Source organism: Hyphomicrobiales bacterium (genome assembly GCA_017642935.1).
Lineage (GTDB): Bacteria > Pseudomonadota > Alphaproteobacteria > Rhizobiales > MH13 > MH13.
This window is the reverse complement of sequence record JAEPOK010000001.1, coordinates 488,438-512,233: the sequence shown is the minus strand read 5'-3', so window position 1 is coordinate 512,233 and position 23,796 is coordinate 488,438. Positions and strand designations below refer to the sequence as shown.

Below are 23,796 nucleotides of genomic sequence, written 5' to 3'. Positions count from 1 at the left end.
GCCGCCCTCCGCAAAAGGCCAGCCGTGCACGATCTTATCTTCACCATCGCGCTGATCGGCGCGCTCGGCATCGGCGCGCAGTGGATTGCGTGGCGCACCCAAGTACCAGCCATCGTGTTGTTGCTGCTGGCCGGTATTTTGGCCGGTCCAGCCACGGGCCTTGTCAATCCGAGCGAAGACTTTGGTGACCTCCTCAAGCCGCTGGTGGCGCTCGCCGTGGCGATCATCCTTTTCGAAGGCGGGATGACGCTCAACTTTGCCGAAATTCGCGGCACCGCCAAAGCCGTACGACGTATCATTATCGTGTCGGCGCCGCTCGTCTGGCTATTTGGAACACTGGCCGCCCATTACATCGGCGGCATGTCGTTCGAGGCAGCCGTTGTGTTCTCCGGCGTTATGGTCGTGACCGGTCCGACGGTGATCATGCCCTTGTTACGGCAGGCAAAATTGCCCTCACGAACCGGCTCGGTGCTGCGCTGGGAGGCGATCGTCGTCGATCCAATAGGCGCGCTGTTCGCGGTGATCGCCTTTGAAATCGTTCTTGCGCTCAACAGCGGCGCACCGGCAACGACCATTGCGCTTCAAGTGGCTGCAGCCTTGCTCATTGGCGTAATCGGCGGCTGGCTTGCAACGAAGTTTCTCGCCACCGCGTTCTCGCGCGGCCTCGTGCCAGACTATCTGAAAAGCCCGATCATCCTTGTGTCGGCGCTGGTCGGTTATGCGGCCACCGACGCTGTGCTTGCCGAAGCGGGTCTCGTCACGGTGACCGTGATGGGCATCGTGCTCGCGAACGCCAAACTTGCCAGCTACACTGACATTCGCCGGTTCAAGGAGGTTATGACCGTTCTGCTGGTCTCCGGCCTATTCATCGTGCTGACCGCCAGTGTCTCGATGGACGATATTCTCTCGCTCGGCTGGCGCGACTTTGCCTATATTGCCGCGCTGTTGCTGGTTGTTCGCCCGCTTGCCATCCTGCTTGCAACCATCGGCACCGAGCTTTCCATGCGCGAACGGCTGTTGATCGGTTGGATCGCGCCGCGTGGCGTGGTCGCTGTGGCCGTTTCAGGTCTGTTCGCCGGCACGCTGGTCTCCATTGGCATCGAAGATGGCGCGCGGCTTGCGCCGTTGGCGTTTCTGGTCGTTCTGGTGACGGTGATCCTGCACGGCTTCTCTCTCAAGCCATTGGCCCAACTGCTCGGCATCACTTCGGCAGACCCGGATGGATTTCTGATCATCGGGTCCAACCGCTTCTCGTTGGCGCTGGCGGAAAAACTGAAAGGCGCGAACCTGCCGGTGCTCATTGCCGACCGCAACCATTCGCGCCTATCGGCCGCACGACAGGCAGGCTTCACCACCTATTTGGGCGAGATCCTTTCCGAAGCCGCCGAACACCGGCTCGATCTGTCGCGCTATGGCACGCTGATCGCTGCCACCGACAATGACGCTTACAACGCACTCGTCTGCACCGACTTTGGACCCGAGCTCGGCCGCTCGCGCGTGTTTCGGCTCGGGGTGGAAGAAGGCAAGCGCGATGAAATCGCCACCACGCTCAGCGGCCAGCGGCTCTTCAACCCATCCATGGGCGAGACCGAAGCTGAGTTTCGCATGATCGCCAACGATTGGACGATCCAGCGCACCAAGCTCACCGAGGAGTTCACGATGGAGGCGCTGCGCGCCCAGCGCGATCCGGCGGCGCAGGTCATGTTTGCGGTTTCGGCCAAAGGCGAGTTCATTTCGCCGGCCCTTGGTGCGCAGTTTAAACCGGCAGCTGGCGACACGGTGTTCCTTTTCGGCCCACCGACACCGCAGAAATCCAACACCAGATCCGAACCCGAAAAGACGAATGCCGACCGTTAAGGCCACCCTCACCGTTCCGCATCGCGAGGAAGCCGAGCGCATAGCCGACCTGTTAGGCCTCGCGTTTGAAAGCGATGAAACACCCATCGCCTTTTTTGAGGACGAAGAGGCGGGGCACTGGACGGTGGATGCGTTTCAGGAGGGCGATGACGCGCCAGCGTTGGCGAGCGCGATCCGCGATGCTCTGGGCAGCGATGCCTTCGCCGCGCCGCTCGACTGTCATGTTCTTGATGAGGTGGATTGGGTCACCGCCAGCCTGGAAGGCCTCCAAGCAATCCGCGCCGGTCGTTTCGTTGTCCACGGATTGCATGCACGCGATGCGGTTGGACCAACGGACATTGGCATTCGCGTTGAGGCAAGCCGCGCTTTTGGCACCGGCCATCACGGCACGACGCTTGGATGTTTGGAGTTGATCGATTGGGCCTGTGCGCGCCAGCGCTATTGCAACATTTTGGATGTCGGAACCGGCACGGGTGTGCTCGCCATGGCGGCTGTTCATCTGACCAAGGCGCCAGTCCTTGCAACGGACATCGATCCAATCTCGGTCGAGGTCACGCGACAAAACGCTAAGCTCAACCAACTGGATCCATGGATCACCGTGGCCGAAGCTGATGGCGTTCTAGGCGCACCGCAGACGCGCGCGCCCTATGATTTGATCATGGCCAACATTTTGGCTGGCCCGCTGATCGATCTCGCCGCCCCCATGACCAAACTGTTGGCCAGCGGCGGCGGGATCATCCTATCAGGTCTGATGCAGCATCAGGAGCGCGCAGTGCGCGCGCGATACCGCGCCGAGGGCCTGGTCTTGGTCAAGCGTATCCATCACGGAGAATGGTCGGCGCTCTTCCTTCAGCGGCTGTAATAGGCCCGGCTTAGTACGGCCAGATGTAAACGCCATTCTTGCCGGTCACCGCTTCGCCTAGGTCGAACTTAGCGCGGGTTTTCGGATCAAGAGTAGCGATGTGAGCGTCCACCTGACGCTGGGCTTGCGCCATGCGTGCTTCGATGATGGCGTTCAAAGCGCGGCGGAAGATCGAGGGCTTGTTACCGGCGCTTGCGAACACGGGACGTGGTTCGGAGAAAGTGAATACGGCCATTTCTGGCTCCTTATTGGCTAATATTTCCTTGTGGAGTCTCTGGGGGGAGACCTCGCATAGATGGCCCTCAATGCCCTTCTGCGGTAGACCCTTTTGTCTCAAGGCAGCCCTGCATCCAGTGCATAGTGCGCTGCACAATTTCTTAGGAATTCAGATGAGCGATCCGCAGCCCAAACTCGAACCGCTGCAAAGCTATGAGGACACCAGCGAGCCGGACAAAGGGCCGCAGCGCCTGGCTCAACTTCGGGCCGTGATGGCCGATGCTGGCTTGGATGGACTGCTGGTCCCGCGCACCGATGAACACCAGAGCGAATACCTGCCCGCTTATGCCGAACGCGTTGCCTGGCTCACAGGGTTCACCGGCTCCAACGCCTTTGTGCTTGTGCTGCCGGATGAGGCACGCGTCTTCACCGATGGACGCTACACGCTGCAGGTACGCGCTCAAACGGTTCAGCCGGACTTCACCGCAGATGACATGGTGGAAAACCCGATAGCAACCTATCTGAGCGGCCTCGATCTGGCTGGAAAAGCAATCGGTTATGACCCATGGCTGCACACGATCAACGGCTTCAAGCGTTTCAAAAAAGCAGCCGAAAAAGCAGGTGCCACCCTCGCTGCGACACCCACAAACCTCATTGACACCATTTGGACAGAAAGACCTGGACGGCCCATTGAACCTATTGTGGTTCACCCGCTGGAATTTGCCGGACAACCCTTGGCGGAAAAGATCGCCAGCATTGCCCGAACCGTGAAAGATAAGCGCGCCGATGCCGTCGTGCTCACCCAAGCTGATGGCGCGGCGTGGCTGTTCAATCTTCGCGGCAACGACGTGCCGCAAAAGCCGATGTTCTTGGCCTTTGCGATTGTCAGCAACGATGGCCTGGCGCAGCTGTTTATCGATCCTGGCAAACTGACCGATAAGGCTATCGAGCATTTGCGTGATGTGACGATCGCCGATATTGCCGACTTCCCCGCCGCTCTGCTGGCGCTCGGCGAGGCCAAGGCCACCGTTATGGTTGATCCGGCCAACGTGTCGGTGAAGATTGCCGACACGATCACCGAGGCCGGTGGATCCTTGGTGGAAGCCACCGATCCCATCGAAGCGCCACGCGCGCGCAAAAACGCTGTGGAGCAAGCCGGCGCTCGCGCGGCCCATGTACGCGACGGCGCGGCTGTGACTCGGTTTCTGGCTTGGTTCGCGCAGGAGGCCCCAAAAGGCGATCTCGATGAAATCCAAGCGGCGGAAAAACTGCTCGCCTGTCGCCGGGAGACCAATCAGCTCAAGGATATCTCCTTCCCCACGATCTCGGGCGCAGGGGCCAACGGTGCCATCGTGCATTACCGCGTCACCCACGCCACCAACGCGCCGATTGAAAAGGACACGCTCTATCTGGTCGATTCCGGCGCGCAATATCAGGATGGCACCACCGACATCACGCGCACGCTGCTGGTTGGCGAGCCATCAGATGAGCACAAGCACGCTTACACGCTGGTCTTGAAGGGCCATATCGCGCTGGCCACAGCACGCTTTCCGAAGGGTACCACCGGTGCGCATCTGGATGTTCTGGCGCGCCAGTTCCTGTGGGCCAACGGCCTGGACTATGCCCACGGTACTGGGCACGGCGTCGGGTCGTATCTGGGCGTTCACGAAGGGCTTGCCCGCATCGCCAAGCAGGGCAATGTGCCGCTGGAGCCCGGCATGCTGCTGTCCAACGAGCCTGGCTATTACCGGGAAGGTGCGTTCGGCATCCGTTTGGAAAACCTGGTCTTTGTCACCGAACCGGAGGATGTCGGCGGCGACCAACCCATGATGGGTTTTGAAACCATCACCCGCGCGCCCTTCGAGCGTCGCCTGATCGATCTGGATTTGATGACAGCGGCGGAGCGTGACTGGCTGAATACCTTCCACGCCAAGGTGTTGGCCGATATCGGCCCGCTGCTCTCCGGCGATGACTTGAAGTTCCTGGAAGCTGCCTGCGCGCCGGTTTAAAGCGCGTGTCATCCCAGCGATCACGCTTCGCGTGTGCGCCAGGATAGAGCGATCATTCTGAAGGCGTCACGCCCACCAGCTCAAACCAACCATCCTCATCGATGGTTTCAACGCCGAGGCTTTGCGCCTTGGTGAGCTTTGAGCCGGCCCCTGGTCCGGCCACCAACAGGTCGGTCTTTTTCGACACCGAACCCGACACCTTGGCCCCAAAACGCTCGGCCATGGCCTTGGCTTCATCACGAGTCATCTTTTCAAGCGAACCAGTGAACACCACCACCTTGCCAGCCACAGGGCTCTCCTGAACTTCGAAGACTTCATCCTCGATGGTCATCTCGGCGAGCAGCGCATCGAGCACCTGCTCATTGTGGCTTTCGCCGAAAAATTGGATTAGCGAAACGGCCACCGTCTCGCCGATGCCATCAATGCCGACCAGCTCTTCACGCGCCTCTTCATCGCCGGACGCCGCCGCCAGCATGGACGCACGGAAGGCTGAAAAGCTGGTGTAATGGCGGGCAATCACCCGCGCGGTCGTCTCGCCGACATGGCGTGCGCCGAGCGCAAACAAGAACCGTGAAAACGGCGCTTGCCGACGCGCATCGATAGCCGCCCAAAGGTTAGCGATGCTGGTCTCGCCCCAGCCCTCACGATCCTTCAGTTTTTTCAAGCTTCGCCCATCGCGCGCTTCCAGCGTAAAAATATCTGACGCGTTGGCGATCAAGCCATCTTCGTAAAACGCTTCGATCTGCTTGTCGCCAAGCCCGTCAATGTCGAGCGCATTGCGCGAGACAAAGTGCTTCAGCCTTTCGACAGCCTGCGCCGGGCAAATCAAGCCGCCTGTGCAGCGCGTGACGCTGTCCGGCTTACCTTTGGCGTCCACCTCGCGCTTGGCCTCACTGCCACAAGCCGGACACACGGTTGGAAATTGAAAAGGCTCACTGTCCGCAAGCCGCTCGTCGAGCAGCACATCAACAATCTGCGGAATCACATCGCCTGCTCGCTGCACGATCACCGTGTCACCAACCCGAAGGTCCCTGCCCTCGCGGATCGGCAAACCGTCATTGCCAATGCCGGCGATATAGTCGGCATTGTGCAGCGTGGCGTTGGAGACCACCACGCCACCAACGGTAATGGGATGCAGCTTGGCGACAGGCGTCAACGCACCGGTTCTGCCCACCTGGATCTCGATATTCTCCAGGATCGTGAACGCCTGCTCCGCTGGGAATTTGTGCGCGATGGCCCAGCGCGGCGAGCGGGAAACAAAACCGAGCCGTTCCTGATAATCGAGCCGGTCCACTTTGTAGACCACGCCATCGATATCGTATCCAAGTTCGGCGCGCTGGATCGCGATGCTGTCATAGACAGCAATCGCCTCATCGGGCGTTGCGCAGAGCTTCATCAGTGGATTGATATCGAACCCAAGGCTCGCGAGGCGTTCCACGGCCGTCATTTGGGTCTCTGCCAGTGGTTCGGACAACTCTCCCCAAGCGTAGGCGAAGAACTTCAACGGCCTGGCTTTCGTGATCTCAGGATCAAGCTGGCGCAGAGAACCTGCCGCCGCATTGCGCGGATTGGCAAACACTTTGCCGCCGGCCTCCTCCATGCGGGCGTTGAGCGCCGCGAAGTCCTCAGCCGCCATGTAGACCTCGCCGCGAACCTCCACCACGTCGGGCGCTTTGCCAGAAAGCGTTTGCGGGACGGTTGCAATGGTGCGCGCGTTGCGCGTGACGTCCTCGCCGACAGATCCATCGCCGCGCGTCGCGGCGGTCACCAGTTCCCCGCCTTCGTAGCGCAGAGACAGCGACAAGCCGTCGATCTTGGGTTCAGCCGTCATCGCGGGAGGCGCATCAAGCCGCAAAAATCGGGCGATCCGCGCGCCAAACTCGTGCACATCCTCTGCCGAAAAGGCATTGTCCAGCGACAGCATCGCCTTGGCATGGGTAACTTTGGCGAACTTTTCTGACGGCGAACTGCCAACCTTCTTTGACGGGCTGTCGGAGCGAACAAGATCGGGAAACCGCGCCTCAACCGCCAAATTGCGCGCTTTCAACGCGTCGTAGTCGGCATCGGATATCAGCGGTGCATCCTCGCCGTGATAGGCCTTGTCATGCGCCGCCATCTCTTCGGCGAGCGCCTGAAGCTCTTTCTTGGCCTGGCGCTCTGAGAGTTGCTCCACCGGCGCCTTACGCAACCCGCTCACACCCGCTCTCCCTGCAAAAGACTGGCTGCTGCCGCGCGCGCCTCATCGGTCACTTTGGCTCCCGACAGCATGCGGGCGACTTCTTCAAGCCTGCCATCTTCGGACAAGCGTTCAACCTGCGTGCGCGTTTCATCCGCCTTAATGGCCTTGGCGATCGAGAGATGCCAATGGGCACGAGCTGCCACCTGCGGCGCGTGGGTGACCGAAAGAACCTGCACCTGACCTGCCAGCCTGGCCAGTCGAACACCAATAGCCTCGGCCACCGCGCCTCCTGCCCCGGTATCGATCTCATCGAACACCAGCGTCGGTGCTGAACCTTTGTCGGCCAGCACAACCTTCAAGGCCAATAGAAAACGTGAGAGTTCCCCGCCCGAGGCAACCTTCATCATTGGACCCGGACGCGTTCCAGGGTTGGTCTGAACCTGAAACGCGACCTTATCGAAGCCGTGACTGCCGCGTTCTGCGGGATTGGACGTTACATCGGCCATGAAACGCGCCTGACCAAGCTTCAAATCTGGAAGTTCGGCTTCGACGGCGGCCGAAAGATGCTCAGCGCAACGATGGCGGGCCTGCGAAAGCTCCTGCGCCAATCCGTTATAGTGCGCTTCGGCCTCTTTGACGGCTTGATCCAGGACGGCACCGCGATCAACGCCGGCGTCCAACGCCTCCAACTGCTCGGCAAGCACAGCGGCTTTTTCCGGTAGCCCATCGCAGGTCACCTGGTACTTGCGTGCCGCCGCCCGCAGAGCGAACAACCGCTCCTCGGTGTCGTTGAGTTCCTTCGGATCGAACTCAATGCTCACCAGCGCGCGGTCGATTTCCATGGCAGCGTCGCCCAGCGCGTCCAGCGAGCGTCCAAGCGCCTCGATGATCGGACCAAGCAGGACTTCGCTGTCGGGACCCTTCCGCTCCAACCGCCGCATCAACGCGGCCAGAATGGGTGATGGCGAGGCCGCGCCGGACACCGCCTCATGGGCTTCCTGCACATCGGCGGCCACTTTCTCCGCCTGCATCATCAACGTGCGACGTGCGGCCAAAGCCTCCTCTTCGCCAGGCTCCGGCGACAGTGCCGTAAGTTCATCAACACTGGCCTTCAGATAATCAGCCTCCTGCGCGGCTTCGGCGAGCGCCGCAGCGTGTACATCGCGCTCACGCTCTGCCGCCTGCAGACCAGCAAACGCCTTAGAAACATCGCCAGCCAAGCCCTGCAAGCCGCCATAGGCATCCAAAAGCTGTCGGTGGCTTGCCGGATCGACCAGCGCGCGATCATCGTGCTGGCCGTGAATTTCCACCAGCGAGGCGCCCAAGGACCGCAGAAGCGTCATCGACACCGGCTGGTCATTGACGAACCCGCGCGCCCTGCCGTCAGCGCCCTGGGTGCGTCGAATGATGAGATCAGTTTCCGGTTCCAGCCCCGCCTCTTCCAGCGTCGCGAAAGCAGGGTGCCCCGGCTCCAACTCGAAAGCAGCGCGCACCTGCCCGCTTTTGGCGCCGGAGCGCACCAAGCCAGCATCGCCTCGCGCGCCAAGGGCCAATGCCAAAGCGTCTAGGAGAATGGATTTGCCCGCACCGGTTTCACCGGTGAGCACCGTCATGCCCCGGTCAAGCTCAAGATCGAGCGCTTCGATAAGAACAATGTCCCGTACGGACAGGTGGGTCAGCATATCAGCGACCCAATACACCCTGACCGAACCGGCCAAAAGGGCATGTCAGTTTAGGCATGGGCGAATCGTGGGGTTTCCAGCGTTTGGGCTGGAAGGAAGATGCGTCAGGAACCCTGGCCGGTAAAGCCAGCAAAGGCACGGCTGATCCAGGAGCCGGCATTTTCTTGCGGCTCAAGCCCACCTGACTGCAGGAGCCGGTAGGAGCGCTGATACCATTCAGAGTCCGGGAAGTTGTGCCCCAGTACGGCCGCAGCAGTCTGCGCCTCATCAACCACACCCATCGACATGTAGTTTTCGACAACACGGTGCAGCGCTTCTTCAACGTGGCGGGTGGTCTGATACTCTTCGATCACAACACGGAAGCGATTGATCGAGGCGACATAATTGCGGCGATCAAGATAGTACCGCCCGACGCGCATTTCCGACCCTGCCAGCTGGTCATAAGCAAAGCGGATCTGCTCCTGTGCCGGGCCGACATATTCTGAATCCGGATAGCGGCGTACCAGATCGCGAAACGCGTTGATCGCCCGCGCTGTCTGTTCCTGGTCCCGGTTCACGTCGGGAATCTGGTTGTAATAGGACTGCGCCACAATGAACTGGGCGTAGGCTGCGTCTTCACCGCTTGGATGGAGCGTCACATAGCGACGCCCGGCGTTGACGGCTTCGGGATAGCGGCCGGAGGAGAAATGCGAAAAGGCACCAAGCACAAGCGAACGCTTGGCATACTCAGAGTAAGGGTGAACCTGTTCCAGCTCATCAAACTGATCGGCAGCCGTCCGGTAGTCACCTGCCTCCATCGTTGCCAAGGCTTCATTGAACATGACCGCCGGTGGACGGGTGTCGTCAACGAAATCAGCAAAATCATCGGCCTCGGTCGAAGCGCATCCGGCCAACGCCAGAGCGGCGATGCCAACCAGAGCGCCCAAACGGGCTGATTTTGGGAGGATGTGAGCAAGCTTGAAGATCATGGTACCCAAACGCAAACAGTCTGCTTGAAAGCCAAAGAGCGCTTCACCCGCTGGCTGTGACGAGCCGCCATAACATGGCTGCGCCCGACGCCCTACCCCGAAGATGCAATTGGTCCACTCAAGGCTTAACGCTCAAAAGCCGCATCATCGCGCCGTGGCAAAACTAGGGCAGATGCTCTTACCCACCGCCATGGGAAGGGAAGTTGAAAAATCAGTTGGTTTCGGGGCGCAGCGCAGCGGCTTCCAGCCGCACATTCACTTCATCGCCAGCACGGTCACGGCGCGCGCGCTCTGCAGCCTGGCGACCATCCACAATCTCATAGGCCGTAGGATCGGCGAACAGAGCCTGCATCATCGAAACGTTGAGGCGGTGGCCACCCTTGTGAGAGCGGTAGCAGCCTTCGATCGGCAAGCCGGCAAGGGCAAGGTCGCCAATGGAGTCCAAAACCTTGTGGCGAACGAACTCGTCAGCCCAGCGTGCGCCCTCCGGGTTCACGATACCATCATCGCCAAGCACAACGGCATTTTCCAGCGAGGACCCCAGCGCGAAATTATTGGCCCACAGACGCTCGACATCTTTCAGGAAGCCGAAGGTGCGGGCGCGAGAAATCTCATCGCGGAAACCGTCTGCCGTTAGGTCGAAGACCATCGCCTGATGACCGATCGAACCGTGGGCATAATCGATGCTGACCTCAAAACGACATCCAGCATGCGGACGAAGCTCGCCAAACGCATCACCAGCATCAACGCGAACCGGCTTCAAAATCCGCAAAACCTTGCGGCGACGCGACTGCTGGACAACACCGACGCTGTCGATCGCATCGATAAACGCGGCAGAGGAGCCATCCATGATGGGAACTTCCGGGCCATCGACTTCGATCAAAGCATTGTCGACGCCCAGCGCGCGCAGCGCAGCCAGAGCATGTTCGACGGTGGAAACAAAAGCACCTTTGGGATCGCCAAGAACGGTGCAAAGCGACGTATCGGATACGGCTGACCAATCGGCCTTGATCTCGATATCGCGGGACGCTGGCAGGTTGGTGCGCAGGAAAATAATGCCGGTGTTTTCGTCGCTCGGATGGATGGTCATCGTCGCGGCTTTGCCGCTGTGGACGCCTATGCCTGACAGGGAAACACTCTCGCCGACTGTACCCTGATACCCAGAACGATAAACCATATGGCCCCCAGCGGTCCAAAAATCGGCACATTCAACCGACACAACATTAACCAACGTGATGAGGCTGCCTAAACCGGCAGCGCTGCAGTGGCTCGCCGAAACGCCGCGAGACCGCTGCATCACCTTTTGGTGCGTGGCAGCAATCTAACTGTCCGGCGCGCGAGACAAAAATCACGCTTTCTTACCGTCTGTTACACATTTTGCATCAAGTGTAACTTCTATAAATCGCTGAAAAAATTAAGGTTTTGATTAACAAAAAAGCCGGGCACGTCACCATGCCCGGCTAAAATGTTTCACTGTGTTACAGCTCTGTGAGGCTAGCCACTCTTCCGTCGGAGGAAGGCTGGGATGTCCATCGCGTCTTCCTCAGCCTGACGATTCGGGGTAACAGGCGCGGCTGTCTGCCGGCCAAGCCCATCATGGCTTGCCTGCGGTGGCGTGGCAGCACGTGGGGCAGCGGCAGTTGGCGCTGGCGCCGGACGCGCAGCCGGTGTCGGCTGTGCTGGGGCCACCTGCGGCGCGGGCTGTGCAGCCGGTGCCTCGTCGTCGCGCTTCGGCATGCCGACATGGGCAAGCTTACGCAGCAGGCCTAAGGCCCCTTTATCACCCTCTTCTGCTTGCGCCGCAGCGCGGGCCCGCATCTGGTCCTGGGCGATTGCCGGGAACTCTTCAACGCTTGGCATACGCGGTCCATTGGCACGCGCTCTTGGCGCGGCTGGACGTACAGCCGCCGGACGCTGCGGTGCCTCGGCCTCTTCAGACATGGCCTCGGCCATGATCTCATCGGCCAACGCCTCCTCGTCGAACAACTCGGGTACGGGGCTGAACGGCGCGATAGAAACAGCCGCGTCGTCCGCAGGTGCCTGATCGGCTTCATGCGGCAGGGAAAGCTCCCGCTCGATCCGATCAATGCGCTGCGACGGCGATTCCTCTGCAGGTGCCGCCATAGCGTCTGCAACGGCCGCTTCAGCTGATTGGGCAACCGCGGTCTGTTGAACATCCTGGGCCGAGGGGGCAGCCGCTTCGGCCTTAGGCGCGGACTGAACAATCGGACGACCAACCGTCGGCACGCTCGTTGCTGCACCTTGCGCCAAGTTCTGCGCGGCCAGTTCGTCATCAACGCCAGTGGCAACGACCGACACGCGGATCATGCCTTCCAGCGATTCATCGAACGTTGCGCCAAGAATGATCAGAGCGTCCTGATCGACCTCTTCGCGGATGCGCGTCGCTGCCTCATCCACTTCGAACAGACGCATGTCCTGGCCACCGGTAATCGAGATCAGCAAGCCCTTGGCACCGAGCATCGACACGTCGTCGAGCAGCGGATTGGCAATCGCCGCTTCGGCCGCTTGCAGCGCGCGCTTGTCGCCGGACGCTTCGCCGGTGCCCATCATCGCCTTGCCCATGCCGCGCATGATCGAGCGGACATCGGCAAAATCGAGATTGATGAGGCCGTCTTTCACCATCAAATCGGTGATGCAGGCAACACCGGAGAACAGCACCTGATCGGCCATCGCAAAGGCATCAGAGAAGGTCGTGTTCTCGTTGGCGATGCGGAAGAGATTCTGATTGGGGATACAAATCAGCGTATCCACTTCCTTGTGCAGCTCATCGATACCGCTATCGGCGATGCGCATGCGTTGGCGGCCTTCAAAGTGAAATGGCTTGGTCACCACACCAACGGTGAGAATACCCATCTCGCGGGCCAGACGCGCTACGACAGGGGCTGCGCCAGTTCCGGTGCCACCGCCCATACCGGCGGTGATGAAGGCCATATGCGCGCCAGACAGGTGATCGGAAATCTCGTCGATCACCTCTTCAGCGGCCGCACGACCGATTTCCGGCTGGGCACCCGCGCCAAGACCTTCGGTCACCGCCACGCCCATTTGGACGACGCGCGGCGCCTTGGAGTTGGTCAGGGCCTGAGCATCGGTGTTGGCGACGATGAAATCCACGCCTTCAAGGCCGGATTCAATCATGTTGTTGACGGCGTTTCCACCGGCGCCGCCGCAGCCAAAGACGACGATCTTGGGTTTCAACTCGTGGATATCGGGAGCTTCCAACTGAATAGGCATAGGACCCTCTCTCATTCTTCCTGGAACGCGGCGCACAATGGGAAGTCTTGTGGAGCCATGGTCGTCACTTCGTGACGGGTGGGGTTACGTAAGGCGCTTGTGCGGGACACACAGAACACGCCGGTGGGGTTGGGGACGGGAAGGAATTCAGCCGATAAGCGGTCGGACCAACGGTCCGGAGCGATCGGTAAACAGGTATCAAAAAGTCGCGAGCGAGCGGTTATTCCGAAAGAACGGAACGAGCGAGCTGAACTTAGAGAGAGCTGCGTAGCCATTGGCTTACCCTCCCAAAATATCCGCCTGTGCCAGTCGCCTGGCTTGAATAACCGTGAGAAATGATGTGGTCGCGCGGCACCATGCGCACGCATTGTGGATAGATCAAGAGCCCGGTGACTGAGGCGAAGGCCGGACCTGTGCCGGCTTCAGGCAGGCCCGTGACACCAAACGGACGGCCAAGGCGCACATTGCGCGACAGCAGGCGGCGCGACAGTTCAACAACACCGCTCATCTGGCTGGCGCCACCGGTGATCACCGTGCGTTTCGATGCAAGGCCGGCAAAGCCCGATGCAGCCAAGCGGTCCCGGGTCATTTCCAAAATTTCTTCAAGGCGCGGGCGGATAATCCGGGTCAGCGCGCCACGCGGCATTTGATGGCCGCCCTCATGGCCATCGTCGCTCACGGGCGGGATCGTCAGCATGTCGCGATCATCCGCCGGGCTTGGCAAAGCCGATCCGTGCAGGGTTTTGAGACGCTCCGCCTCGTCCACGCGCGTCGAAAGCCCGCGCGCCAAATCCATCGTGATGTGGTGGCCGCCAACCGGTACGACGTCGGCATGCACGAACTCGCCATCGTAGAAAACGCCGATCGACGTGGTGCCAGCGCCCATATCGATCACAACCGTGCCTAGATCCATTTCATCATCGGCAAGCACGGCAAGGCCCGATGCATGGGCGGACGTCACATAGCCTTCCACCTCAAGGTGAGAGGCATTGATGCATTGCTCCAGATTGCGCAGCGGACCGACATCGGCCGTTACCAGGTGCATATCCACGCCAAGCCCGGAACCGAACATGCCGCGCGGATCGGCAATGCCGCGATCGCCATCCAGCGCGAACCCGATTGGCATGGAATGCAGGATTGAGCGACCAGGCGCGATGGCGTGATCGCTGCCAGCTTTCAAAACTTTGGCGATGTCGCGCTCCGTGACAGCATGGCCATCAAGGGCCACTGTCGCCGACAGCGTTTCAGAGGCGATGCGCCCGCAGGTCAGCGAGGCCACAACCGAATCGACGGTGAGATCGGCCATACGTTCAGCCTGGTGCACGGCCTGACGGATGGCGTGTTCGGCGCGCTCCAAATCGATGACATAGCCAGATTTCAAACCCTGGCTGCGATAGTGCCCGAAACCCAAAACATCGACGGTATGGGTGCGCGTGCGGCCAGTTGAAGCCTCGCAGGGCTTCAGGCGGGCGATCATGCAACTCGTCTTGGCCGTTCCAACATCAAGCACGCAGATCGTCACCGACTTGCGCTGCGGCAAAGGATTGGGGCCATAAAAGTCGAGCGGACGGCGGCCAGAGGTCTTCATCAGGCACCCCCTCGCGCAGCTGTCAGGCCTTCAGCATCTTCGGCCATCGCCTCAACAGCAGCATCGGTGAGTTGCACCACCAACTGGTCGGGCAAACGCAGATCAATCACGGCTATCGCGCGTTCAAGCACGGCTTCACGGCGCATCATCTCTTCCAAACGGATCAGCGCAGCATCCACGCCTGTTTCCGGCAAATGCACCTGCACATCCTCGCGCATGTGCAGCGTCCAACGCCGGTCACCAACACGCTCCAAGGCAACCACACTGCCAAGAACGTGCGGACGGGCGGCAAGGTGGGCAAAAAACGCCGTCGCTTCGCCTGGCGCGCCCTCACCCACCACAAGTGGCAGGCCGGCATGCACGTCGGTGATCTCGTCGGTGATCTCTTCGCCTTCAACCGTCACCAGATGGACGCGGCCACGCTGCAACATGCGCGCAAACGGTGCATGCTCTTCAATCTCGACCATCAGCTGGTCGGGATAAACACGGCGGACAGAGGCTTCTTTTACCCATGGCAGGGCCAACACGCGGTCACGTGCAGCATCGATATCAAAACCAAGCACGGAGGTTGTCGGCGTCACGGCCAAATAATCGAGCACATCGCCCTCTCGCGTGTCGCGTAGGCCTTCAATGGTGATCGCACCCACGCCGAAACCTGCAGACGCCGCGACATAGGCAAGCGATTGCGCTGCCGTTTCGCGCGCTTCAGCCGTGCGCTCGCCGAACGAGAAGCCGAACACTAGCACCGGAAGAACCACCAGGCTCGACAACAAGGAGTTCGGATGATGGACCGCGCGCAATGCGCTCACAGTGGTGCGATAGGCCGTTTCAGCCCGCAAACGCTGCGTGCGCGAAAAGCGAAAGAGGTGGTTCAGCGCCGACATGAGGCGTCCTCCACCATCCATGACACCAGCTCTTCAAAGGAATGGCCGGCATGAGCCGCCATTTCAGGCACCAGCGATGTCGGTGTCATGCCCGGCTGCGTGTTGACCTCCAAACAGATCAGTTCCCCCGTGCCCATCGGCATGTCGTCATAGCGAAAATCGGCGCGCGTCACGCCCCGGCACCCCAGAGCCTTATGGGCGGCCAGCGAATAGGTCTGGATGCGCGCGTAAACGTCCGATGGGATCTCGGCAGGCAAAATATGCTCCGATCCGCCGTCGGCGTACTTCGCGTCGTAGTCGTAGAACTCTTGGCCCTGCGGCACGATATCGATGACGCCAAGCGCGACATCGCCCATCACCGCGCAGGTCAGTTCTCGGCCCCCGACAAAGCGCTCGGCCATCAAATCATCGCCATAAGGCCAGTCAGATCGGAAAAGCTCCTGCGGTGGATGCTCCATATCAGCGGCGACAATCAGGACGCCGAAACTTGAACCCTCGGCCACCGGTTTGATGACGTAGGGAGGCGCCATGACATGCGCCTTGGAGGCCTGTTCGCGGGTCGTCAGCACATGCTTGGCGACTGGAACGCCGGCGGCAGCCATGATGACTTTGGCGCGGTCTTTGTTCATCGCCAGCGCTGAGGCCATGACGCCGGAATGCGTGTAAGGAATCTGCAGAACTTCAAGAACGCCCTGGATCGTGCCGTCTTCGCCGTCCGGCCCATGCAGGGCGTTGAAGGCGACGTCGGGATTCAGCGCGCTTAGGGTCTGCGCGATCGAACGGTCAACATCCACAGCCGTGACGGTATAGCCCGCGCGCTCAAGCGCGGCGGCGCAGGCTTGTCCCGTGGAAAGACTGACCGGTCGTTCCGACGACCAGCCGCCCATCAACACAGCAACGTGTTTATCCTTGCCCGCCATAGCGTGCACAACCGTCCCGTAAATTCAGTCCAAGATGGACCTTCCCGGGAGCCAAGCTATGATTGAGATCGTAAGAAATCCTTAACCGGAAATCGAAAGGTCCGATTTACGATTTTTCCCCGATCACGTGGTGTTTCAGGGTCGAAAGGTTTCCACGGCCAGGCCATTGGTAAACAGACCCATGCGTTTCACCTCCCAGTCAAGGAGTGTGCCGGAATGCTCGTAAACGCGCTTTCGCACAGTCTCTCCGAGCAGTTCCAGATCGTGGGCGGTGGCGTCGCCGGTATTGATCATGAAGTTGCAATGCATGGGCGACATCTGCGCGCCGCCGACTTTGAAACCGCGCAGGCCCGCCGCATCGACGCACTTCCAGGCTGATCCGCCTGGTGGGTTTTTGAAGGTCGAGCCGGACGTGCGCTCCTTGATCGGCTGATTTTCTTCGCGGTGCTTCTGCACGGCATCCATCGCTGCTTCGATCTCATTGCGTGGGGCCGGATAACCCTCAAACAGCGCCGATACGAAGATCAATTCACCGGGCGCTTCAGTGTGGCGATAGGTGAACCCCATATCGTCGTGCGAAAGCGTCACCAATTCGCCTTGGCGATTGACGGCATCGACTGAAACAACGCGCTCTGTCGTTTCCACGCCATTTGCGCCAGCATTCATACGCAGCGCACCGCCAAGCGAGCCGGGAATGCCATGGTAGAAATGAAACCCGCCAATGCCTGCGTCCAGGGCGATGGCGGCGAGCTTGCGGTCCGACATGCCAGTGCCGGCGCGGATGCGCGGGCTATCCACCTCAGCCTTGCCATCATTGAACGGGCGCATGGTGAGGCGGATCACGGCGCCCTTGAGGCCCCCATCGCGGATCAAAGAGTTGGACGCCAAGCCCATCACATGCACCGGCGCATCGTCAGGCAGCAGCTTCATGAAGACCTGCAGGTCCTCGACATCGGCTGGCACGAAATAGAGCTCCGCCGGTCCGCCGACACGGAACCAGGTAAAGTCTTTCAGCGACTGATTGGTGCGCAGCTTGCCGCGCAGCGCCTCAACGCCCTGCCCCATGCGCGCCAGAAGAGCGTCTCCGTCAATCGCGCTCATGCGCCGCGCGCCTTCAATTGCTCCGGCAAAGCATTGGCCCACGCTGTAATGGTGCCCGCACCGAGACACAGCACCGTATCGCCCTCTTCGGAAATGCCCGCAACCTGTTCAGCCAGAACCTCTGGACCGTCAAGCGCCGCGACATGACGGTGACCATGCGCACGGATCGCATCAACCAGGTCGGTATGGGTGGCGCCTTCGATCAGCGTTTCACCGGCCTCATAGACAGGCGCGACGAGCACGTGATCGGCATCATTGAAGCAACCAGCGAACTGATCGAACAGATCTCGTAGGCGGGTGTAGCGATGCGGCTGAACAACCGCGATCACCTTGCCCTGGGCAGCTGATCGCGCCGCTTGTAGCACAGCGGCAATCTCAACCGGGTGGTGGCCGTAATCATCATAGATATCCACGCCCTGCCAGGACCCGGTGTGGGTGAAACGCCGTTTAACACCGGAAAAACGCGCCAGGCCCTGGCGAATATCGTCGTGCGCAATCCCCAAATGGTGGGCGACCGCGATGCCGGCTGTCGCATTCAAAAGGTTATGCAACCCAGGCATCGGCAGCGTCAGCCCATCGATCCGGGCGCGCTCATCAGTGCCACGCTGACGCAGCTCCACAGCAAAATGCGAATTCGGTCCCTGCATCTGCACATCGACCGCGCGGACATCGGCTTGCGGGTTCTGCCCATAGGTGATCACGCGGCGATCTTCGATCCGCCCGATCAGGCTCTGAACCTCCGGATGATCAAGGCACATCACCGCGAAGCCGTAGAAGGGGACGTTTTCCACGAACTGATGGAACGCGGCACGTACGCCATCGAAATCGCCATAGTGATCGAGATGTTCGGCATCTATGTTGGTCACCACCGCGATGTCAGCAGGCAATTTGATGAAAGTGCCGTCCGACTCATCGGCCTCAACGACCATCCAATCGCCCTCGCCCAAGCGGGCATTGGTGCCATAGGCGTTGATAATGCCGCCATTGATAACGGTCGGGTCCATTCCGCCAGAATCAAGAAGTGTGGCCACAATCGATGTGGTCGTGGTCTTGCCGTGCGTGCCGCCAATCGCAATGGCTGACTTTAAACGCATCAACTCGGCGAGCATTTCCGCCCGGCGCACCACGGGCAGGAAACGCGCGCGCGCCTCGATCAGTTCGGCATTGTGTGCTTTGATAGCCGACGATACGACGACAACCGCCGCACCGTCCAAATTCTCCGGGCGATGACCAACAGCGACCTTGATACCCATGGCACGCAGGCGCTGGACATTGGCATTGTCGGAAATGTCCGAGCCTTGAACCGCATAGCCAAGATTGTTCAAGACCTCAGCAATACCGCTCATGCCGATGCCGCCTATGCCGACAAAATGAACCGGTCCAAGCTCGCGGGGAAGTTTCATACGATCAATCCTATCCGTATCCGCGTGACGCGTTAGCGTGCCAGCGCTTCAACCTCAACGGCCAACTGCTCAACAGCCTCAGGGCGCCCGGCCTCGCGAGCAGCCATCGCCATCTTCTCCAGTTCCGTGGACATCGGGTCCATCAACCTGGTCAAAAGCTGCGAGAGCCGCACCGGACCAATATTCTTTTGCAAGGTCAGCACCGCGCCGCCGGCCTGTTCAAGACGTTCGGCGTTACGCGCTTGGTCATGATCAAGCGCGTGCGGATACGGCACCAAAATCGAGGGGCGCCCCATCACCGATAGCTCAGCCACCGTCGATGCACCAGAGCGTGCGATCACCAGATGGGCCTTAGCCATGCGCTCGGGCATATCGACAAAGAAAGCGCCGAGATCACACTGAACGCCGAGCGTTTCATAGGCCTCGCGAACGCGGGCGATGTCTTCCGGCCGGCATTGCTGGGTTACGCGGATGCTCTTGCGGGCGTCTTCGCCAAACTGTTCCAACGCTCCGGGCACCAAATCAGCAAACACCCGCGCACCCTGGCTTCCGCCAAAAACCAGTAACTCGAAAGGATGGTGGGGTTTTGGCTTCTGGTACGGCGTGCGCGCCGCCGCCAGAACATTGCCACGCACCGGATTACCGACATGGATGATGATGGCGCGCGACGAGGACGGTATGCCGTCAGTGTTGGCAAAACTGGTCGCAATCAATTTGGCCGAATTTGCAATTGCTGCATTGGCGCGGCCCAGCACGGCGTTCTGCTCATGCAGCACGATCGGCACACCACGCAGCCGCGCGGCAAAGAGCGGCGGCAGTGTCGGATAGCCACCAAATCCAACGATTGCCGCCGGCCGTTCGCGCCCCATCACGCCCAGCGCTTTGATCGCGCCGCGAGCAATCGTCAACGCGCCGGGAATCGCCTGGAAAATCTGGCGCGGCGAAAACGTCGCCGAGGGAATGATGTGGGTGCGGCGGGCCGGAAACGAAACACCGTATTGATCGGCGCGCTCATCGGTCATCAGATCGACCGTATGGCCGCGCCGCTGCAACACTTCGCTGAGCGCTTGCGCCGGAAACAGATGACCGCCGGTCCCGCCGGCGCACAGTATGAAATATGCCATTGACCGCCTTGAAGCGAAAGGGTGTCCTAGTCGACACCAGCTGGGTGATCAGCCGCGTTGCAGGCTCCACCGCCACTGACTGGCGGTTGGTCGGCCAAACCCGTTATGGCTCTTTCTGCCACGTGCGGTTTGCCGGGTAAGCCCAAGCAGGATGCCCGCGGCCAAACCGACGGACAAAAGCGATGATCCCCCATAGGAAAGGAACGGCAACGTCATGCCCTTGGCAGGCAAAAGTTGCAAGTTCACTCCCATATTGATCGCCGCCTGCATCGCCAAGAGCGCAACCAGGCCAATAATCGCATAGCGCGAGAATACGTCATCCTGGCGCAGCGCGGCGCGGATGAAACGGGCAAACAGAAACAGGTAAAGCCCGACAACGATGAGACACATGACGATGCCAAACTCCTCGGCCATCACCGCGAACAGAAAATCGGTGTGGCTATCGGGCAGGTGCTCTTTGACGACTCCCTCGCCCGGCCCGCGTCCAAGCCAACCGCCTTCGACAAAAGACTCGATGGCGCGGTCGGTCTGATGGTTGTCACCAGCTTCGGGATTGAGGAACCGGTCAATGCGGCTCGTCACATGCGGAATGAACAGATAGGCCATCGCCAAGCCGCCCAAGGCCGCGGATCCAAGCACGGCGATCCAAAGCCAGCTCATACCAGCCACGAAGAACAGGCAGCCCCAAACCGCTGTCACCAGCATGGTCTGACCAATGTCCGGCTGCGCCACCAACAAGCCGGCGGTGACCAGAAACAAGGCTAGCGCGATCAGGTTGGCGTGCAGATCAGGGCGTTTTGCATGCTCGGCAAAAAGCCAGGCTGATACCAAAACAAGCGCCGGTTTCGCCAGTTCCGAGGGCTGCATTTGGAAGAAGCCCAGATCGACCCAGCGCCGCGCGCCCTTCACCTCGGCGCCAAAGGCCAGCGCCGCCAGCATGCCAAGGATTGCTATGCCAAAGACGGCCAGTCCAATGCGCACCAACTGGCGCGTGGAAAGCATCGACATGCCAATGAGCAGCGCCAGCGTTGGTATCAAGAAAACAATGTGCTTTTGGACGAAGTGAAATTCGTTGGCGAGCCCGAGATCACGCGCGATGGGCGGGCTGGCAGCAAACGACATGACAACGCCGATCACCAACAGGACAAGCACGGTCAGCAGAGAAATCTTATCGAGGGTCCACCACCAATCACCCAGGGGCGAACGGTCGGCACGGGTCAAACGCATCTACGCTACTCAATACTCTTTACCGCGTGCGCTGATCCTCCAAAAAGGTGGACACCGCTCGCTTGAACGCATCACCACGGGCCTCAAAGGACGCGAACTGGTCCCAAGACGCACAGGCCGGTGAAAGCAGAACGCATGCGCCATCCAGCCCATCCGCTAAGGCATCCTGCGCAGCCATTGCCACCGCTCGCTCCACCGTTTCCGCCCGCGCGTAAGGCACTTGGCCCTCCAGCGTGGCGGCGAACCGGTCTTGCGCTTCCCCGACAAGGTAAGATTTCACGATTTGCGGAAAGAAACCGTTAAGTGAGTCGATCCCATCGCTTTTTGCCTGCCCACCGACGATCCAATAGATGCGTTCATAGGAGCCAAGCGCCCGAGCGGCGGCGTCAGCATTGGTTGCCTTGGAGTCGTTGACGAAGGATACACCGCGATAGGCCGCGACCGGTTCCATGCGGTGGGCAAGGCCTGGAAAGGAGCGGATCGCCTCGGCCATCTGCGTCGGATCCATGCCGAGCTTGAGCAAGGAGGCGACAACGGCGCAGACGTTCTGCGCATTGTGTTCGCCTTTCAAACTAGCCACGCCGCCCAGATCGAACAGTTCGTCCTGCGCCCCATCGCGCGCCAGCCAGATGGCCGAGCCGACCGCATAAACGCCATCGTGGACTGTGTGGACGGCGCTGATCCGCGAGACCACGTGTCCATCGCGCTCCAACGCGTCAGCCATGCGCGCCGAGAGAAGATCATCCACCCCGACCACCGCATGTTCGGCAGCAGCAACCAGCCGCTTTTTGATCGCGGCATAGTTTTGCATCGTACCGTGACGGGCAAGATGGTCCTCGGACAGGTTGAGATGCACTCCAACCGTCGGCGCCAAATGCGATGACAGATCAATCTGATAGGAAGAGCATTCGATGACATAGTGCCGGTGCGGTTCCGGCAGCGGCAGATCGAGCACAGGCACGCCGATATTACCGCCCATGGCGACATCAAAGCCCATCGCGCGCATGGCATGCGCCGCCAGCGCGGTGGTCGTCGATTTGCCGTTGGTGCCCGTGATCGCCAACACTGGCGCCTGCGGACATCGCGCGGCGCGCTCCTGAAAGAACAGGTCGACATCGCCGGTGATGGGCACACCAGCTTCGCGCGCACGTTGAACACTCCAATGCGGCGCCGGGTGTGTCAGCGGGATACCGGGTGAAAGCACAAGTGCATCAAAATCCCGCCATTCGGCGTTATCCAAATTCTCAACACGAACCCCAGCCGACACTGCCTTCTCGCGTGCGGCCTCACCATCGTCCCAACCAACAATTGTCGCGTCGGCCGCGTGCAAGGCATGGGCGGTCGGCAGTCCGGACCCACCAAGCCCAACAACAGCAACTCTTTTGCCTGCGAGCGTTGAAACGGGGATCATCGGGTCAGCGCAGTTTCAGCGTTGAAAGCCCGGCGAGCGCCAACACGAAGGCGATAATCCAGAAGCGGATCACAACCTGCGGTTCTGTCCAGCCAAGTTGCTCAAAATGATGGTGGATCGGCGCCATACGGAAGACGCGCTTGCCGGTCAGTTTGAACGAGGTGACCTGAATAATCACCGACATCGCTTCCAGCACGAACAGCCCGCCGACAATGGCGAGCACGATTTCGTGCTTGGTGGCCACGGCGATTGTTCCCAGAAGCCCGCCAAGCGCGAGTGACCCGGTATCCCCCATGAAGATTTGGGCTGGCGGCGCGTTGAACCACAAAAACCCAAGCGATGCGCCGATCACCGCGCCGCAAAGCACAGCCAGCTCGCCGGTGCCAGGCGTAAAATGGATCTGCAGATAGTCAGAAAAGATCGCGTTACCAGCCAGATAGGCGATCAGCCCGAACGTCGCGGCTGCGATCATCACCGGCACGATGGCCAACCCGTCCAGCCCGTCAGTGAGGTTCACCGCATTGCCAGCGCCGACGATCACCACTGCGCCAAACAGGATGAAGAACCAGCCAAGATTGATCAAAAGGTCTTTGAAAAACGGAAAGGTCAGTTGGTTGGAGAGCTCTGGAACCGATACTTGAGCGATCACGAAAACCGCAGCCCCGGCGATCGTCGCCTCGATGGCCAGCCGCGCTTTGCCAGACAGCCCTTTGTGGGACTGTTTCGTGACCTTCAAAAAGTCATCGTAAAAGCCAATCGCGCCGAACCCAATCGTCACGGCCAGCACGGTCCAAACCAGCGGACTTGCAAGATCAGCCCAAAGCAGCGTGGAGAAGATGAGACCGGCCAGGATCATTAGGCCGCCCATCGTTGGCGTGCCCTTTTTGGTGAGCAAATGGCCCTGCGGTCCATCTTCACGGATCGGTTGTCCCCTGCCCTGGCGGACCCGTAAGCCGCGAATAATCATCGGACCGAACAGAAAGACGAACAGCATGGCGGTCACCACAGCGCCGCCGGTGCGGAAGGTGATGTAGCGAAAGACGTTGAACAGAGGGATGGCGTCGGCAAAGTTGGAGAGCCAGAAAAGCATACGTTTTCGCGTCCTTACTTTGT

18 protein-coding genes are annotated in these 23,796 nt (G+C 60.3%); 3 read left to right on the top strand and 15 right to left on the bottom strand.

Features of this window, described 5'->3' with window-relative positions; genetic code table 11:
* Nucleotides 1-24 precede the first annotated feature (24 nt).
* Nucleotides 25-1,857 carry a sodium:proton antiporter gene (locus JJ917_02385; protein MBO6697660.1) on the top strand — a complete coding sequence of 611 codons (1,833 nt, stop codon included), beginning with the start codon at nt 25-27 and terminating at the stop codon, nt 1,855-1,857.
* On the top strand, nt 1,844-2,719 hold the full coding sequence (locus tag JJ917_02380) for a 50S ribosomal protein L11 methyltransferase (GenBank protein MBO6697659.1): 876 nt from the start codon (nt 1,844-1,846) through the stop codon (nt 2,717-2,719). Before JJ917_02385 ends, JJ917_02380 begins: the two co-directional genes overlap by 14 nt.
* Before the next feature lie 10 nt (nt 2,720-2,729).
* Here JJ917_02380 and JJ917_02375 read toward each other — a convergent pair whose 3' ends face one another.
* A complete protein-coding gene (locus JJ917_02375; GenBank protein MBO6697658.1) occupies nt 2,730-2,954 on the bottom strand; it encodes a hypothetical protein in 225 nt (74 codons plus the stop codon).
* Nucleotides 2,955-3,108: 154 nt separating this feature from the next.
* Here JJ917_02375 and JJ917_02370 point away from each other — a divergent pair, with 154 nt between their 5' ends.
* Nucleotides 3,109-4,944: an aminopeptidase P family protein gene (locus JJ917_02370; protein ID MBO6697657.1), complete on the top strand. Its 1,836-nt coding sequence runs from the start codon at nt 3,109-3,111 to the stop codon at nt 4,942-4,944.
* Between the two features lie 52 nt (nt 4,945-4,996).
* On the opposite strand, the gene ligA is transcribed toward JJ917_02370, so the two are convergent.
* The 14 genes from ligA to JJ917_02300 all read right to left on the bottom strand — a co-directional run bounded on the left by ligA (nt 4,997) and on the right by JJ917_02300 (nt 23,773).
* Nucleotides 4,997-7,132, bottom strand: a complete 2,136-nt coding sequence (gene ligA / locus JJ917_02365; protein MBO6697656.1) for an NAD-dependent DNA ligase LigA — start codon at nt 7,130-7,132, stop codon at nt 4,997-4,999.
* 5 nt (nt 7,133-7,137) lie between these two features.
* On the bottom strand, nt 7,138-8,805 hold the full coding sequence (recN, locus tag JJ917_02360) for a DNA repair protein RecN (protein MBO6697655.1): 1,668 nt from the start codon (nt 8,803-8,805) through the stop codon (nt 7,138-7,140).
* Nucleotides 8,806-8,909: 104 nt separating this feature from the next.
* On the bottom strand, nt 8,910-9,773 hold the full coding sequence (locus JJ917_02355) for an outer membrane protein assembly factor BamD (GenBank protein ID MBO6697654.1): 864 nt from the start codon (nt 9,771-9,773) through the stop codon (nt 8,910-8,912).
* Between the two features lie 211 nt (nt 9,774-9,984).
* A complete protein-coding gene (locus JJ917_02350; GenBank protein MBO6697653.1) occupies nt 9,985-10,950 on the bottom strand; it encodes a UDP-3-O-acyl-N-acetylglucosamine deacetylase in 966 nt (321 codons plus the stop codon).
* A 317-nt stretch (nt 10,951-11,267) separates the two neighbouring features.
* Nucleotides 11,268-13,025 (bottom strand): cell division protein FtsZ, encoded by a 1,758-nt coding sequence (gene ftsZ / locus JJ917_02345; protein MBO6697652.1) that lies wholly within the window; start codon nt 13,023-13,025, stop codon nt 11,268-11,270.
* Between the two features lie 253 nt (nt 13,026-13,278).
* Nucleotides 13,279-14,613 (bottom strand): cell division protein FtsA, encoded by a 1,335-nt coding sequence (gene ftsA / locus JJ917_02340; GenBank protein MBO6697651.1) that lies wholly within the window; start codon nt 14,611-14,613, stop codon nt 13,279-13,281.
* The gene (locus JJ917_02335; GenBank protein ID MBO6697650.1) at nt 14,613-15,497 is read right to left on the bottom strand and encodes an FtsQ-type POTRA domain-containing protein; all 885 of its coding nucleotides are present in this window, start codon (nt 15,495-15,497) and stop codon (nt 14,613-14,615) included. The genes ftsA and JJ917_02335 overlap by 1 nt, the downstream gene beginning before the upstream one ends.
* Nucleotides 15,485-16,417 carry a D-alanine--D-alanine ligase gene (locus tag JJ917_02330; protein MBO6697649.1) on the bottom strand — a complete coding sequence of 311 codons (933 nt, stop codon included), beginning with the start codon at nt 16,415-16,417 and terminating at the stop codon, nt 15,485-15,487. Before JJ917_02330 ends, JJ917_02335 begins: the two co-directional genes overlap by 13 nt.
* Before the next feature lie 135 nt (nt 16,418-16,552).
* Nucleotides 16,553-17,518, bottom strand: a complete 966-nt coding sequence (gene murB / locus JJ917_02325; GenBank protein ID MBO6697648.1) for a UDP-N-acetylmuramate dehydrogenase — start codon at nt 17,516-17,518, stop codon at nt 16,553-16,555.
* Complete coding sequence (locus JJ917_02320; protein ID MBO6697647.1) at nt 17,515-18,921, bottom strand: UDP-N-acetylmuramate--L-alanine ligase; 1,407 nt, start codon at nt 18,919-18,921, stop codon at nt 17,515-17,517. Before JJ917_02320 ends, murB begins: the two co-directional genes overlap by 4 nt.
* 32 nt (nt 18,922-18,953) lie before the next feature.
* Nucleotides 18,954-20,045: an undecaprenyldiphospho-muramoylpentapeptide beta-N-acetylglucosaminyltransferase gene (gene murG, locus JJ917_02315; protein ID MBO6697646.1), complete on the bottom strand. Its 1,092-nt coding sequence runs from the start codon at nt 20,043-20,045 to the stop codon at nt 18,954-18,956.
* Nucleotides 20,046-20,093: 48 nt separating this feature from the next.
* Nucleotides 20,094-21,272 carry a putative lipid II flippase FtsW gene (gene ftsW, locus JJ917_02310; protein MBO6697645.1) on the bottom strand — a complete coding sequence of 393 codons (1,179 nt, stop codon included), beginning with the start codon at nt 21,270-21,272 and terminating at the stop codon, nt 20,094-20,096.
* Between the two features lie 19 nt (nt 21,273-21,291).
* Nucleotides 21,292-22,683: a UDP-N-acetylmuramoyl-L-alanine--D-glutamate ligase gene (locus JJ917_02305; protein ID MBO6697644.1), complete on the bottom strand. Its 1,392-nt coding sequence runs from the start codon at nt 22,681-22,683 to the stop codon at nt 21,292-21,294.
* Between the two features lie 4 nt (nt 22,684-22,687).
* Nucleotides 22,688-23,773 (bottom strand): phospho-N-acetylmuramoyl-pentapeptide-transferase, encoded by a 1,086-nt coding sequence (locus JJ917_02300; GenBank protein ID MBO6697643.1) that lies wholly within the window; start codon nt 23,771-23,773, stop codon nt 22,688-22,690.
* Between the last annotated feature and the right edge of the window lie 23 nt (nt 23,774-23,796).